This window comes from Vibrio navarrensis (assembly GCF_015767675.1).
In the GTDB taxonomy this organism is placed as follows: domain Bacteria; phylum Pseudomonadota; class Gammaproteobacteria; order Enterobacterales; family Vibrionaceae; genus Vibrio.
This window is the reverse complement of the sequence record NZ_CP065217.1, coordinates 2,677,511-2,694,220: the sequence shown is the minus strand read 5'-3', so window position 1 is coordinate 2,694,220 and position 16,710 is coordinate 2,677,511. Positions and strand designations below refer to the sequence as shown.

Genomic DNA, 16,710 nt, shown 5'->3' with positions numbered 1-16,710 from the left:
CCAAAAACTGTTGTGACTTCATAACTTAGTACTAAAGATAACATGTTTAGGTTACGTTGTGAGAAAATAATAGGATAACTAAAATGGAAAACATCGTAAGCAATGCATTCAACTTTTCGGAGTTTGTTGATTCAGGAGTTGATCCTCGCACAGGGAGTTACTCGATTAGTTTTACCCTAGGAGAACTATTATCGAATAAACTATCAGGGCCAAATTTTAAATTAACCATTAGCCACAATTATCTCAACAAAGTTGATGAAGGGTTTGGTTTAGGCTGGTCAATAAGTATGTCATCTTATGACAAAATTAGCAGAAAATTGTCATTAAGTTCTGGAAGAACTTTTGAAACCGTACTCAGTAAGGACTCCAACGAACTTATTATCCTCCACAGAAAAACTAAAGATGTTAGAGCATTTTTAGTAGAAAACGAAAGAGAGATAAAAGTAGTTTATATAGATGGAAAAGTAGAATATATAGACTATGAATCCGGAAAGCTCATTAAAACCGTTTCAAACTTAGGGCATGAGATATTTTTCTATTATAGATATTTCAATGGTTTGCTATCTTTGAGTAAGATTTCTGATCAATTTGGCCACAGTATTACAATCGATCATTGGAGCAATAAATACTACACGATAATTAATAGTGTGGCTGAAAATGACATTTATAAAAGAAATTACTTGCTCAGCAAAATATCACACGGATATGGAAGAATACTGACTTCTATCTCTATGGTTAATAGCAGTAATTTAAAGACGACGATTGATTACAAGTATATTGACAAACTGGGTAATTACGCAATTATACAAGTTAAACATTATTCAGGGCTTGTTGAGACTATAGAATATAGCTACGAAGGACACCTTTTACCTAATAAAAAAAACAACTTTAATTTTATTCCAAATGTGAAAAGGCATACACTTTACCCAGGCTCTGAACAGCCTAAGACTGTTTTTGAATATGAATATTCATTGAAAAACTATCTTGGCTATGGGAGTAATTTACTATGGGAAGATGGTGTTGATGTGCTTTTCTATACAGCATCTGACTATAGATATTCTAGCCAAGAGGTAATGAATGGTTCTCACATTATTGAAAGAGTATATAATAAATATCATTTGTTGGAGTCGGAAAAATATTTTAGGAATGGAGTTCTCTATAAAGAAATTGACTTAGAATACTATGCCGACCTTACACAAGGTATAGATGAACAACCAAATAATTATTCTTATAAAAAGAAAGAATCGATTACTTTCCATCTTGATGGTATACAGAGAACAGAAGTTTCTGAATATGGTTTTGATGACTATGGAAACTGTATATTTGAATGTGATAAGGACGGGACAACATCATTTTTTGAATATTACCCTTGCGAAGGAGAACAAAATCAATGCCCTGCACATCCTTACCAATTCATTTGCTATTTAAAAAGCGTCGAAACACATCCCGTAAGCAACACTCATGGAGAAAATATACTTTGGAATAAGTATAAGTACTCTTTGGTTAGCAATCTAAATGATTGTTCATATATCGCAGAAAGCGAAATGAATACTTCCCACGGTGAAACAACAAAGAATCATTACTTTGACGACCCCAATCAACCAAGAACCTGTGGTTTGGTATCAAACATAGAGATATCTTTGAATGATGAGCTGTGCGGCATTCTGTCTTTTTCTTATGATTTAAATAACAATGAGCGGATAACTCATATTACCATGACCGGGTTCGATGGTCAGTGCGCTACAAAATCAGAAGCACAAAACATCTACTCCGGTAATCTTATATATAGGGTCGATCACGATGGATTAATCACACGTTATACCTATAACGAAAACGGGCAATACACATCTATCGTGGTTGCGCCAGACACAGAAAAATACAGTATAAAAGAATTTGACTACGATTATAGTTCGGACGGAAACAGCTTACTAATTACTGGTTCTCAAGGGCATAAACAAAAATTTATTTACGATGGAATGGGGCGGCAATTATGTCACCTCTCAGAAGATAACTCTGGGAAAGTTAAGATTATTGAAGAAATTCATTATAATGAAAATGGTGAGGTTGATCATTCCATTGAGCGTGATTGGTTTGGTGACCACCCCATGGAGTATTCAACTCATTATTATTACGATTTATTTGGTGAACTAAGTATGACTATTAGACCGAGTGGAAATATATTAATCAGTGAGTTTAACCCTGTGAAATTAACATCAAAAACAGGAATCGAAGGGCTATCATATGATATTATTTTGAACGATATCAATGGTAAGCCATTAGAAGAAACTCGATTTACTTCTCAGGGTGTTCAGTACTCTATCAGTAAAAGATACTATGACAGCCATGGTCAAACGATAAAAGCAACCGATCCATTCGGATTCTCTTCATATTATACTTATGACGCTTTGGGCAGAAGCCTCTCAGTGACAGACCCTAACGGTATAGTAAAATCGGTATGTTATTCACCTTATTCACTCAACCAATTAATTACTGAGATAAGCGTATCCGGAAAAGTGGTAGGGGGACGCGTTTATGATGGATTACAAAGGATAGTCTCAGAGACACAAGCAGGAAGAAAGACTCATTATTCATATGATGGGTGCCAAATCAATCCTAGCCGAATGATAACCGCAAAAGAATGTGTATGGTCTTTCGTTTATGATCCACTGCTGAAAAAAAATATACGAGCATTTACTAATTCGATTGAGCAAACTTTTGATTACCACCCGACCACTAGCAAACTAATCACCAGTGATAATGGAATTAGCAAGAATATTTATGAGTATGACAAGCAAGGAAGAGTTGTTCAAGAAATAAGGATTATTGATGGGAAGCAGTATGAGTCATCGTACGTTTATTCTTTGCTAGGGAAACTATTAATTTATTCTGATTACTTAGGGAATATTGAACGTTACAACTATGATGAAAATGGGAGTCTTATCGAGATAGAAAAAATTGTGAAAGACACTAAGTATATTACGACTTTTGAATATGATAATTATAATAGGTTGTCATATCAATCCTGTTATTGCTGCGATAAACCGACAATCAACCGATTGGAGCATTATATCTATTTTGATGATTTTTCTAGAGAGATTAATCGGATTGTAATTAGTTCAGGTATAATAATCTATTCTATTGCAATCGAATACGATATTTCAGACAGAATAATTTTGAAAGAAAAATCCAGAGAGGGGGTAGTGTTATTAAGTGAGGAGTTTGATTACGATAAAAAAAATCGACTTATTCGCTATAATGCATCAGGGGTTGAGCATCCCAAAAATGCTAGCGGGTTCCCGTTTCATACTCAAATTTTCACCTATGATTTTCTCGATAATATTGAGACGGTTACCACCATATTTATCGATGGAGATCAAGACGTTGAGAGCTATTTCTATGAAAATCCAGATGATCCTACTCAATTAAGTAGAATTGAACACAGCCATCCAGAAATCGATTCCGTGAGTATTGCTTATGACGAACAAGGTAACATAATTATTGATGAACAGCAGCGATTGTACATTTATGATGATAATGAACACTTGGTATTAGTTAAAAATAAATCAAATGAAATAATATCATCTTATTCTTATAATGCTGAAGGTCAATTAATTTGCCAGCACACTGTCGATGATGGTTCAATTTATTATTTATATCGAGGAGATCAACTAGTCAATGAAATCAATGGTGACATAGCGACTAGTTATCTTCGCTATGTGAACAAACCAATATTACGTTTGTACCACCATGATGGTACTACAAGTCCCCAATTTTTAGCAACGGATAAAAGTGGAAGTATAATATCAGAATTCAGTTTTGATGAGTTTGAAGATATACACCATATCTATACTCCGTTTGGTTTTAAATATAACCCCATCATCTCATTATGAAATAAGGAAAGAAAAATGAAAGAAGAACTTCGACATTCCGACATCTCTCTTTTAGATTGTACTTATGCTATCGAAAAAAATGAGACAACACTATACTGTGCAAAAATAGAGTTCGTTGACCACAATGGCAAACCATTAGACATATCGAAAGCAAAGCACGATACGATTATTACCAACTCGTATAACGATAAATGGATTCTCACCAACAATTCCCCCGTCAATAACCCGCTTGTGGCTTTATCCCGAAGGGAATTTGTAAGAAATAGTTTTCTTTTGCTATGCGGATCTCTCGTCCCTTTACGCAGTGTGTACGCTTTAGTGAAGCCAGAAACACACTCATTGATCTCGAACATTCTACAAACCAATCCGCTGGGGTTCCAAGGTGAACGTCTCGATTTATTCACTGGCTTATATCCATTGGGGCAGGGTTATCGGTGGTATAGCCCTGTTCTACGCCGTTTTTGCCAGTATGATCGTATTGCTTCTCCTTTTGGCATTGGTGGTGCGAATGGGTATGCTTTTGCAATGAATAATCCTGTTGGTATGGGTGACCCATCTGGGCAAGGGATTGTTGCTGCCATTATTGCCTTTGTTTCATCATTGGTTTCTATGGTTTCGGCGTGCGTGTCTGCGGTCACCAGTGCGGTTTCTTCAGTAGCGGCTGCGGTCGGTACGGCAACCACGGTAACCAGTTTAGTTGGAGGCGCCTCCGGCTCTACAGCGGCAACGCTCGGTTCATGGGCTGCTGTTGGCACCAAGGCCGCTATTTACACCTCTTTGGCGTCGGGTACTGCAGAAGCCGTTAGATCGAGTGTTGGGGCTATCGCTCTGGCTGCGGGCGCAGACCAAGAAACCGCAATGTTTGCTGAAAATATTGCCTACAACGTTTTTGCGGCGGCATTTTTTTTGACGGCGGCGTTTATTCCTATCTCAACAAGCTCAGTGGCAGCTAGAGTAGCCGGAAGCATCAGTCGTAGTACCGCTTCACTAGGCGTTATTTCACAAATAGCATCGGCAACTGGCAGCGGAATCGCGTCCTCCAACCCGATTACAGCCACAAAAATTGTCCAGGCAACTCTTTGGTACGGTGTCGTGGCCGATGCTTTGTCCTTGATGAGTGCGGGCTTAACCAGTTTAAAAATCTCAAGGGTCAGTAGTTCTTACAACCTCAACTCAATGAAATCAAGGCACAGTTATAGACTTACCCTTCGGAGTAATAATCTCGGCATCAACGATCTCGATAACAAAATAAATCGATTCACTAACATTGGTGTTAATGCTTTAGAAAGTACAGCGACTAATTTAGCTGTCGTTGGTTACTATGGCCAAAGTGATAGTGCAAATAGAACGTCAAGTACAATAACTGTTTTTAACCATGGCGTTATGGCTGGTCTCAATCGTAGGCAACTGGCTCATAAAGAGGGGCATCTGAATTTTCTTAAAGAAGGCTTTCGCACCGTTCGCATCGGCTATAAAGGCAGTTGGGCACTCAACTCGCACTTGCCCTTACACGAAGAAGCATTTTACGCTAGAGATGAATAATAGATGCTATACCAGTGGCGAAGATTGTATGCTGGCTTTGATTGCTTGATGCAGTGGCGTAAGCATAGAAGCAATGCGGCTTTGTGCTTCACTTATGGCACCCACTGAGAAAGTGGCCGCTTTGCTCTTCCTCGTGCCCTTGCCCCTAGCAATCTCGTCCCTGAGTTTTTCCTCGCCCCTCGCAACCTCTCTTTGTCGTAATTGAAGTCTAAAATTCAGGCGTTACCCAATCTCCAGAAAAATAAATCTTAATATTTTCAACGTTACTAAGATCGATTTTATCATATTCAAACAATTTAACAGTCCAAGTAGAGAAAGGTGTTGGTTTAAAGATAAATCTTCCAAAGTCTTCAGATATTTCACCAGCTGTAATAACTTTATATTCTTCTCCATTTTTAAAGTAAGAATATATTCTATGAGACTCCTTGGTGTTGAATATATATGGATTATTTTGATAAAAATCTCTAAACTCACCGTTATGAGTTATTTGAAATTCATATTTTCCATCTTCCAGTTCTGAGCCGTAGAGTTCTACGCCAACACTATCTAAACGCACCCTTTCTTTATTGTTAAATATTCCACCACCAAAAGTTTTATGGTTTTGCTCATCAATAATAAAGCTAAATTCACCAGTCTCTCGAAGCCTATTGAGAGCCGCTTGATCATCAAGCTCCATATCTATTACAAAGCTCTGAGGCGGATTTTCATAAAAACCTTCGATCGCATTGGTTAACTGCTGATCCATAGAAACTAGATTTTGATTGTACTCCAAGTAACTAGAATTAACTCTCGGTGTTACTGTGCTTTCTTTGAACGTATGATATTTGTAAGCTGCATTATAGTTTAGCAAAGCACTGTATAGCGGGTGTTTAAATAGGTTATATGCTCGGAAAAGATATTGTTCCACTTCTTTTAGTGCTTGTTCGTCATTATCTAAATCATCTATATATTGAGCTACACTAGCATAATCTTTTTCAATAGCCTCCTTTGCTAACTGAAGCTCAGTTAATCTATACATGGCTACAACAAGATTTACTTGCAACCCAGACGCACTCGAACCCCAAGTCATAAGCTTATTTAGCTCATTTTTGTACTCTCTTGTGCCTAGAACGCCCAACTCTTGAGCAGCACCAAGCGTAGTATCAATATCGATTCGAGCAAGTTCCCAACTTGTACTAGAAGATCCGAGATCAGGGATATCGACTCCTAGGTCATTCATTAGCCCATGTAGCTCAGCTGTTAGTTGGTTGTTTTTTATTAGTTTCAATACCTTATCTAAACTATTGCTGAGATCTTTGGTCTTATTGATATCTTTACTGAGTTGCTCTAAGCGTTTCGAAATCGACACGGCTTGTTGAGCGCCCTGTGCGGCATCGCCAACTGCTTTCGCCGTGGTTTCTATTGCTGCGGGTCCGATAGCAAATGCAGAAATCACGGATGAGCCCAAGTCAGCCAAAGAGCTAAATACTTCAATAGCTATCCCAGCGATAAACTTACGTTGATAATCAATAATACCTTGCCTGAAATTTTGTTTAGCAGTTTCGACTATATCCTCTTGCTCCTTAAAGCTTTTTATTCGGCTCTCAATGCCATTTTGGAAATAAGTAATTTGCCTCTCTAGATTTTCAATAATGCCTTGTTGAGCACTAAGAGCATGATCTAACTTATCCAACATCAGACGAGCACTCTCTTTCCTTGCTTGAATATCATTTTGATGGTTTTCGAACTGATCATACTCACTTTGAAATGCTTCCATGGCATCTAGAATTTGACTGTAGCTATTGGAATATAAATTTAAATCAAGTACTGGAACAAAATTCTGCGCTTTCTGAGAAGAGGAATAAAATAAAGATAAGCTTTTAAGCGAGCGGAAAATATCATCGAAATTCCACTGACTTTCTTCATTGACTAGGGAGTCACTGCTTGCCAAGATATTAGCGTACCAATTAAGCATATCAATGCTAAGTTTTGGCTGAGTATCGTAAATAGATGCACCATAATCATAGGCTTGGTTGAAAATATAATCTCTGTCTTCGTTTAGTTGTGCAACTATTCCCTCTATACTTTCGCTATCATAGGTAACGGTTTCCTTACCAAGTAGGTTTATATAGGTAAATTTGAAACTATCGTCTTTATCTTCAACGCGGGTAATATTTCCTGTTGATGAAGTAATGAGTATTCCTGACTCAATCTGATCTGCAACAATAGTGACAGATGTATTGGCATCCTCTAACTGACTAAAACCAATAAGGCCATCTCCTTTTATAACACGAGCCAGTATAAAAATGTGCTTACCTTGAATGTTTTCTGCAACGACTTCATCAAGCAATAATGTATCAGCGATAAAAATATACCGCCCTCTATTCGGATACTGTTTGAAGGCTTTATTTAGATCCGCTGCGTTAAGCAACATTGCTTGCCTAACAACTTTACGGCTACTGATATCAACCATTTGCTCCGTTTGACTCGGAAAATAACTGGGAACAGAAACACCATAATAGTTAGACCACGGACTTGCTGAGGCACCAAAACTGGCTAGCATCAAACCAGTAAGAATTTTGCTCTTCTTAAAAAACATAATCAGTACTCTATTGAATTAGTATAAAAAAGTAATGGCAGCCAAATTAATGGCTGCCCAAAATTTGCTATTCGTTGCTTTGAGTCACGTAAGCGTTTCGTACCCATTGTTCCGTGGTCTCTTTAATTTCTTCCCAACGGATTTCTAAGTCTTGAAGCTCTGTAGCCGTAAGCGCGATGGCAATCAGCAAGTCAGGATTGTTGATAACATCTTCACTGTTTGCATCTTTTATACCTTCGAGTGCCGCTTCCAGTTGAGCCACAACAATTACCCAAGCGCCTTTGAGTTTTTGTAGAGCATTAAGTGCTGCAGATAATTGATCTCGTGTATTTGTAATACTGCTATTGGCAAGCTGCCACGAAGCGTAAGTTAGCTCCTCTGTCTTGAGCCGTTTAGCCAAATTATCAATATCTTCTTTAATGAATTTGATTTCGTTTTTCAATGCAACAGCTTCTACTGTCGCCCCAGATGCAGCACCGATCGATGCAATTAACCCAAAAGGAAAAGCAACTGTAGAATAAACGGGAGACGTTGATGCCACTTTTACCCACTTGCTATATTCTCTATTTGCTTCTTCAATTCTGTCTTGTAGTTTGTCTATCTCGGCTTTTGTTGCTGAGCCGTCATTTTCTAGGATGTCAGCGTTTGTCGACTGAACCTCTTTTAGTTTTTTATCCTCTTCACTTAACGTATTCACAAATTCGGTAAGTTTTGTACTGAGTTCATCAGCCTTATCATAATATTCTTGAGTATCGGTTAGCATGTTATCGAGCAGTTTGCGAATAACTGTTAAATACGAATCACCAGCCGATAGATTATTCTGATCGAGAGCTGAAAACAGCTTGTCAACAAAATAGGAAATATTCTCGCTTCCTGTCAGAACATCGTCTGAGTAAATGACAATGTCTGTGGCTAAGCCGACCATTTGATCTCTATACCCTCCGGCATTAAGCCATTGTCCTGAAATATCATGCACACTATTATAGCTTCTCAAGAGCTCTTGATATTGACTATCAAAATCTAAATAACCTAATTTAAATTGGTTACGCATATCATTTTCGGTAATAGGTAAAGCCCTTGCGGCCTCAGCAAAAATTTGGATTGCTGCCCACTCATCTGTACTTAAAACAAACGCTTCTTGGTTGGTTTCTTCGTTTGTATAGGTAAAGTCTTTTGGAGCATCACCGATTTTCTCTGCGAGAACAATTGCATTAAAACCACACGCCAATAGAACAGCTAGAGCACTTCTTTTTAGTTGCATATTAATAATTCCTAATTACTATTTTTACCGAATCTATTTTACTGATTAGTAAACTCTACATTTCACACCTACGTTAATAATTAAAATAGTGTGAAGCGGAGTTTATTTTTAAGTAAAAGAACGATACCACCTTGAATGTGATCGGCAGGTTTAAAATATTACAGTTATTTAACGGTCTTAAAATTCTTCCACTCAGACAATAATAAATTCTTAGTTCACCTTGGAATCATTTTGCCGTCCATTTAATAATATCGGCCTGTTGAAAAAATTGGTAGATGCTGTAATCCATAAATACTTGGAACACAATGTTTCTCATAGCGATGCGGTGTTTTCCATGCTCCTTAAATGGACTTGGCTTTTATCATAGATTTCACCTTAAGCCGTGAGAACAACATACATAATCGCTTACTTGATGTTTTTCCTTGAGTTCCTCTGGGCAGAATTTTGTGCATTCTTGAATATATAGCTGGCAAAGTTCTTGCCGGGAAACTCGGAACAACGCGTTCTTTGCTGCTACGTTCTTTGCTGCTACGTTCTTTGCTGCTATTAGGTTGCTAGGAAAAGCAGCTCGCTAGTTTTCTAGGTACTAGGAAGAGCAGGGACCTGTGGTCCTATGGCCCTAGGAAGAGCAAAAGCGGGCCGCTTCGCTCTTCATCGTTTCTAGTAATCTCGTCCCTCGTCTCTTTATTTTCCTAGTACCTAGCTTTCCTTTAAGCCCTTCTTAAAGCGAAAGATTACCAGTGGCATGCCATCGTCACTGTTCTGCTTCTCCCAAAAACTGCCTTTAATCACATCATTACTTTTATTGATTAATGCAATATATTGCACATTTGATAAATCAATATCAAAAGCATTCAAAGTGATAAGCAATGGTGCGCATTATGTTAATATTCTTTTCATCTATTTCTCCTTTGTTTATTTAACGTTTTCCGTATCCTTTATCTTTTTAATAAACGATCGCACTAAGGACGCCAGCAATAGTTTTTTTAACTCGCGGAATTAAGTTCATATCTTTTCAATGTTAAGAAAGATATATATAAATCAAAGCAAGTGAATATTATGAAACACTCTGATTTGTTGATTGGTTTATTTGTTGAGGTAACATTAAAAACATAGGATTCTACATTTATATCTTAATCCATATCAGAACTATTATTCTGTATAATTGAAATTAGGAGGTTTTAAATCAAAAGTTTAGTGAGTAGAGTTAGGTGTTTAATCGATAGGTCATTAATTTTATATATTAATTTAACAATTAGAGAACTAGTAGTATGAATATAAACAAAATATCAATTCTGATTTTATTTTCGGCGAGCGCGATTACATCGATTTATGCTCAGGCTGCAGTGGATGGCAGTGTTGAAGTTAAGTTCCAAAGTTCTATTACATCCGCCTCTTGCGATATTGGCGTGTATGACGAAAACGATATTTTGGTTTCTTCCAGCACGATTGTTCTGCCTTCCATAACATCCAGTGATGTCGGCACAACCATTGGCGCGGTGGGCGATAGCGTCACGTTTAAAATTGGCCCGGCCGACCCGACGGCCTGTTTTAATAACGGAGCGGTGACGGGCTATCAGATCGTGGCGACCGGATCGCAAGTTGGGCCGAATGTACTGCAAAATTCTTACACCACAGGTCCATCTAACATAGGGGTTGAACTGCTGGCCGCAAACGGTTCCCCAGTCTTAGATACGCCGATTGTCGGCTCGGTTGCCGCACCGGAAGATACGCTGCTTGAATTCACCGGTTCGCTTTATCACACCGATGCCACTGCGCCAGTTGAAGGTCTGATTGGTGCGTCAGCGGTATTTACCACTGCGTACAATTAACTCGCAACGTTGGTTGGCACAGGGACAGGGCTTTAAATCATGCCTCAAATAACAAGTTTGCCTACTTGCCTAAGCAAGTAGGCAACTTGTAATCGACGCAAGCAGCGGCTCGTTAAGGCCCATTTGGGTATGGATGCCTGCTCAACCGTTAACCTATGGCACAGTGCTCAGTAAATAAAGTGTTCAGCAAATAACGTGCATTGATTTAATCGGCAAGTGAAATAGAAAAAGGAAGTATAAAAAATGAAAAAAGTCCTTTTATTAGTGAGCTGCCTATTGACGCCTAGTATATTTGCTGAAGTGTATATTTCAGGGCGGGCCGGTGGTGCTTGGAGCGATTTTTTATGTGATAGTGCTTGCAATGATCGAAGTTATCTTTTGGGAAGCAGCCTTGGGTATCAGCTAAATCATGATTGGTCCATTGAGGTCAGCAGTGATTATTTGGGTGAAGTGGAAATTCAAGACGGCACACATTTAGCAAAGTCAAATCTTTCCATATACAGTATTACGCCTAAGTTGACTGCACCCGTTGGAGAGAATATCGAATTCTATGTCAAATTTGGTGGCGCAATTTACGAATACGCAGCAAGTGAAAATTATACCTTTGTGGGTGGGTTTGGTTTTAATTATCATTTAGACAATCAAATTAAACTCGGTTTGGGTTATCTAACCTTTCCTAATATCGGATATCGAGATGTTCAAGATGGGATAGTGAATAGCCTAGCGTTAGAACTCACTTATCGATTTTCTTCCGCTGGTGAAAAAGGCGAACAGGTCAAAAAAGCGCTGCAAGATGTTAATACTGAACAAGATGTTAATACTGAAAAAGTTAACCTTGCACAGGAGATGTTCGAAAATGAAAAAAGACTCAACACGCCGAGTAAACACCTATTTTCTGAAGCTCTGCAACGAGTCTTTTTTCCAACAGCACGTGCCACTTTATCTCAAGATAGTTTGAATGTAATCGAACAGATCGCCTCAATTCTTACACAGCATCAAGAGGCATCGCTTATTATTATTGGCTTTTCCGATAGTGTTGGTAAACAAACGGATAATTTTCAGTTGTCCATGCAAAGAGCGCTCAGTGTTGAATCTGCCTTATTGAATCATGGGATAAAGAAAGAGCGAATGACCATTCTCAGCGAAGGAGAGGCTCACCCCATTGCAACCAATAGCACGGCTGAAGGACGGGCGCAAAACCGTCGAGTTGATATGGTAATACCAGAGTTTACTTATTTTAAATAACGACAAAGTTTTAAATAACGACAAAGTTTGATGGCATTCATTGCATGATATGAAAAGTATTCAGGGTGTATATTGAGATGAAATATCAAGATGATTTTAAATTCGCTTTCATTCTGATTGCGCTCTGTAGTTTGTGTAGTTATTCTGCTATAGGTGCAGAAGAAGATTTTGATAGTCGCTTTATTTTTACTAAAGATGGCGACAATAAGGACAGCCAAGAAAAAATCAGCGAATACTTTCAGTCCAATGCTATTTTACCGGGTAAGTATAGTGTTAACTTTTACGTTAATAACACCTACATCGACAATGTAATGGTGGAGATAAAGGAGCAGCAAGGTGTTACCACGCTGTGTAAGAATTCTGATATTTTCTTTAGTGATAAACTTGCTCTGAACGATAAAGCAAAGGTAAAACGCCACGAATTTGATTGTGGAGAAATTGAACGGCTACTCAATGCCCGATGGGAAATGAACACGCAAAACCTGAGTGTAAATTATATTATTCCAGATAAATACCTCAAGGACAAAGAGAGAAGCTTAGAAGAGCGAGTGCATGCCAATTTAATTGATGGAATGTTGCTCAACTACGAATTAAATTACAATGATTACAATAAAGATCGCAGTAATACGCTTTCAGCAAATGTACAAGCTCAAGCTAACGTTAATGATTTCAGTTTCTATGCTGACGCCTATTATGCTGACTCAGAGAGTGATCGATTTAATATTAGCCAAGCTTATGTCGCAGTGCCGCTTTATGACTTGCAGTCTGAGTTAAGAGCGGGTGATCTCTACACCCAAGGGGGGACGTTAACCTCGGGATTCCCTATTCGTGGTGTGAGCATGAATACCGATTCCGATATGTGGTCTGAATCACGTAAGCGATTTTTAATTCCTATTACTGGTGTGGTGAGTGAAAACTCAACCATCAAGTTTTATTACAACGACATTCTATTAACTACGCGCTACGTCGAAGCGGGCCCCTATCGTTTTGATGATATTACTCCACCCGGTTCGGGTGAGATAAAGGTGGTAGAAGAAGGACAATCTGGTAAAAAGAGTAGCAAGCTGGTTACTATACCAGCGCAAGCGGCTTTATTGCCTAGTGGGGAAGTCGACTACCATTTCTCTCTTGGTAAATATAAAAGAAGTAATGGCACGATAGAAGATGCGGTGGCCTTTTTAGATCTCGGCTACGGTATGGGTTACATGACGCCAACGTTCACTTCGGTCATTGGCGAAAACTACTACTCGAATGAAATTGGACTGGCTACGGTGACTCCGAATGGTAGCGATGTCGAATTGAGTTTAGCTCAAAGTAGTTTTCAAGAAAGCAGGAATAATCTTGCCTATGCGATAAAATACAGCAATAGATTCAACAACTGGCTCAATTTAAACATCAATCACTATCAGTATTTAGATGATGAATTTATGTCATTTACTGATTATAAGTCTTATCAAGAAAATAAAAATTACACCTACACCGGTTATGATTCTAAAACGTATTTGTCACTCAATTTGCAAAGTAAATATAAATATTTAGACAGTATTAGTTTGAGTTACAACTACAATAAATACCATCCCGGACTCAATAGCATTCGCTCAGAGAGGAGTGCAGAGAGTTATAGCATGGTACTCTTTGGCCGCCTTGGCATACAAGATATCACTTATAATTTATCCGCATCGGCCACTAGAAATGATCATCGTGGTTCATACCAACCTGCTATTACGCTGAATTTTAGCATTCCGCTGCAAGCGAAAAGTGATTTATTTTCCCTAACGTCGCTGTCTGCTTATTTATCCAGAGACAGTGATGGGAATTATCTCTCGGGTGCGTCTGGCAGTGGCATGATTAACCAATCGGTAAATTATACTGTCTCGAACGAAACCGATTGGCATAGTGGTGAATCAGACAGTTTTCTCGCATTGCAAGGCAACACCAATTACAACCAGTTTTATGCGGCGCTGTCTAAAGACAATCTCTATATGTCTGTTGGTGGCAGTATGGGTTATAGCAATCCCTCTGGCATTGTTGCTTCGGCCAACCGTGGCGAGAACCCAACGCTGGTTAAATTGGGCAATTTATCTGGTGTAGAACAATTTGGTACTGAAACCAATCAAAATGGTTACCTGATGCTCAATAGCAGCGCTTATCGGGAAAAAGAGCTCAAACTTGATGTTGCACAATTACCGGGTGATGTGTCTGTCGCTTCGTCGAGAGAAACTTTCACTCAAGGCAAAGGCACGTTTGCTTTGGTTCAATTTAATGCTGAGAAAACCGCCAGTTACTTTATGAAAATTCGCCTAAGTGGCAGGCTGCTTGAATTGGGTGATTATGTAAAAACACCGAGTGGGCGAATTGCCTATGTGAGTGTCGATCACGGTGTGTTGATTTCTGAAAGCGTGCAAAGTGTGGAAAGAAAAATATTAGCACTGACGATTAACGACAAGCGAATATGCAATATAAAGCTCGATGAAGTGAGTTTTAAGCAAGTAAGTAAAACATCGAAAGTACACAATTTAGGAGTAGTTAATTGTGAATAAACGAATTTTGCCTTTATTTTCTCTGTCCCTGCTGTGGATCTGCGTACCTTCTTACGCAGCGTTGGTATTAAACGGCACCAGATATATCTATGAAGAGGGAATTTCTCGAAAAGAGATCACGATATCCAATAAAAGTGAACGAACAATGGGTGCACAAATTTGGATAGAGCCTTTCACTGATATCAATAGCAAAACGGGTTATAGCGGAGAAAGTCACTTCACGGCTAGCCCTGCCTTGGTAAAAATCGCCCCTAAGGGGAAAGCGAACGTAAATATCGTGAGTATTACGGATAATCTGCCACAAGAACATGAATCCATATATTGGCTTAATGTGCAAGAGATCCCACCGAAATCAGAGGTCGATGCGCCTTCAGTTGTTTTTGCGCAAAGAATCAAGGTGAAAATGATATACAGGCCGAAAGCGTTAGGAAATCGCTATAGCGCAGAAGAAAAGCTATTGGCAACCTGCAATCAAGGAGTATTGCAAGTCGTGAATAAAAGTCCATTCCTATTCTCTCCATTGTATTACTCATTAGGAAAAGAAAATGTTGCTTACTATCATTTAATTATGCCAGGGACGAATAATATTCTAAGTAAAGTTAAAGATTGCCCCAAAGAAATGACAATAAATATGATTGATGATTTTGGTGGTAAAAAGGATTATAAGGTGAATGTCAATGGAAAATAGACTGGAATTTGTTAGAGGGAATATAAAATATATCCTGTGTATTCACTTTTATCTTTTTAGTTCAGTGTGTATGGCTGATTACAGTATCACCTTAGGTTTTCGCCTAGGTGGGCAGCCTTATAATACGTTGCCCAGTATTTCGCCAGAATTATTACCCAATGTTAATGACAGCTATGTATTAGCATCCAATGTTGAGATTGCCTTTGCCAGTGGCCAGACAGATTACCCTGCCAGTGGCAGCTACTGGGGATGCTGGGGCGGTACAAGCAGTAATGGAGCCAATAATATATTGGGTTCAACAAATAACGGTTACATACAGTCTGGCAATGACGATTACGCTTTTATTTTTGGAAGGACAGGTCAAGGAGGAAATGCGTTTTGCGCTCCAGGCCGACTTTGGTTACCTGCCGGCCAAGGACATACTTACTATGTATGTGATAATTATCTTAAATTGGTGCGAATCGCAAAGACAGGCGACACTACACCGATTCAATATCCTAAGGTCTATCTGTGTTTGATGCCGACCGATCGAGGTGGCAGTGATTTCAGTAAATGCGAACAATATACTTCGCTGAACACGAATAGTGCGTGGGTTCCGAATCTGTCGACGGCGATTGTCGAGCCCCTCGCCGCTGCGTGCACCGCCGAAATTCAAGACGCAAACGGTACGCCTGTAGTGAACAATGGAACCATTGCTTTAGATACTATCTCAACTTATAGCACCATCGGTGAGCCACCGAAAACGCTGTATAGCGGCGAAACGTTTTCTGTGGTTCCAAGCCAAACCCCTGGGGAGAACTGCGCAGATTTTAGCCACACCGAAATCACCTTTACGTATAGTGAAGTGAGCTCTTTGGGTACGCCAGTGGTCACCTCAACCAATTCGACGGCGGGTTTTGTGATTAAGAAACGTGCTGATAACGCTTACATCAGTAGTGGGGAGACGTTACCTTATACTGGCCTGACTGCCGACTTCAAAGTCAACTATTGGGCGTTGCAGCCGAATCCATCGGTGGGCAGTTTTCGCAGTGTTCCTGTGACACTTGAGATTAAATACAATTAACGGGACACGATGATGGATTTGCCAACCTTATATACAGTGAAACAACGCATTCATAGATGGAAGATCCCACC

Annotated in this window: 9 protein-coding genes; 7 read left to right on the top strand and 2 right to left on the bottom strand. The window is 39.1% G+C overall.

Features of this window, described 5'->3' with window-relative positions; all coding sequences use genetic code 11:
* The first annotated feature begins 83 nt into the window (after positions 1-83).
* A complete protein-coding gene (locus I3X05_RS12750) occupies positions 84-3,890 on the top strand; it encodes an RHS repeat protein (RefSeq protein ID WP_337970765.1) in 3,807 nt (1,268 codons plus the stop codon).
* Between the two features lie 15 nt (positions 3,891-3,905).
* Positions 3,906-5,432, top strand: coding sequence for an RHS repeat-associated core domain-containing protein (locus I3X05_RS12745; protein WP_052702544.1), 1,527 nt, complete (start codon positions 3,906-3,908; stop codon positions 5,430-5,432).
* A gap of 208 nt (positions 5,433-5,640) precedes the next feature.
* Here I3X05_RS12745 and I3X05_RS12740 read toward each other — a convergent pair whose 3' ends face one another.
* Both I3X05_RS12740 and I3X05_RS12735 read right to left on the bottom strand, forming a co-directional pair.
* Positions 5,641-8,010 (bottom strand): hypothetical protein, encoded by a 2,370-nt coding sequence (locus I3X05_RS12740; RefSeq protein ID WP_193158145.1) that lies wholly within the window; start codon positions 8,008-8,010, stop codon positions 5,641-5,643.
* Between the two features lie 67 nt (positions 8,011-8,077).
* Positions 8,078-9,271, bottom strand: coding sequence for an alpha-xenorhabdolysin family binary toxin subunit A (locus tag I3X05_RS12735; RefSeq protein ID WP_045570271.1), 1,194 nt, complete (start codon positions 9,269-9,271; stop codon positions 8,078-8,080).
* Positions 9,272-10,542: 1,271 nt separating this feature from the next.
* On the opposite strand from I3X05_RS12735, the gene I3X05_RS12730 reads away from it, so the two are divergent.
* The 5 genes from I3X05_RS12730 to I3X05_RS12710 all read left to right on the top strand — a co-directional run bounded on the left by I3X05_RS12730 (position 10,543) and on the right by I3X05_RS12710 (position 16,639).
* The gene (locus tag I3X05_RS12730; RefSeq protein ID WP_045570270.1) at positions 10,543-11,103 is read left to right on the top strand and encodes a fimbrial protein; all 561 of its coding nucleotides are present in this window, start codon (positions 10,543-10,545) and stop codon (positions 11,101-11,103) included.
* 243 nt (positions 11,104-11,346) lie between these two features.
* The gene (locus tag I3X05_RS12725) at positions 11,347-12,348 is read left to right on the top strand and encodes an OmpA family protein (protein WP_052702543.1); all 1,002 of its coding nucleotides are present in this window, start codon (positions 11,347-11,349) and stop codon (positions 12,346-12,348) included.
* 77 nt (positions 12,349-12,425) lie between these two features.
* Positions 12,426-14,888 carry a fimbria/pilus outer membrane usher protein gene (locus tag I3X05_RS12720; protein WP_045570269.1) on the top strand — a complete coding sequence of 821 codons (2,463 nt, stop codon included), beginning with the start codon at positions 12,426-12,428 and terminating at the stop codon, positions 14,886-14,888.
* Positions 14,881-15,576 carry a fimbria/pilus periplasmic chaperone gene (locus I3X05_RS12715; protein ID WP_052702542.1) on the top strand — a complete coding sequence of 232 codons (696 nt, stop codon included), beginning with the start codon at positions 14,881-14,883 and terminating at the stop codon, positions 15,574-15,576. The genes I3X05_RS12720 and I3X05_RS12715 overlap by 8 nt, the downstream gene beginning before the upstream one ends.
* Positions 15,566-16,639 carry a hypothetical protein gene (locus I3X05_RS12710; protein WP_337970764.1) on the top strand — a complete coding sequence of 358 codons (1,074 nt, stop codon included), beginning with the start codon at positions 15,566-15,568 and terminating at the stop codon, positions 16,637-16,639. Before I3X05_RS12715 ends, I3X05_RS12710 begins: the two co-directional genes overlap by 11 nt.
* The last annotated feature ends 71 nt before the right edge of the window (positions 16,640-16,710 follow it).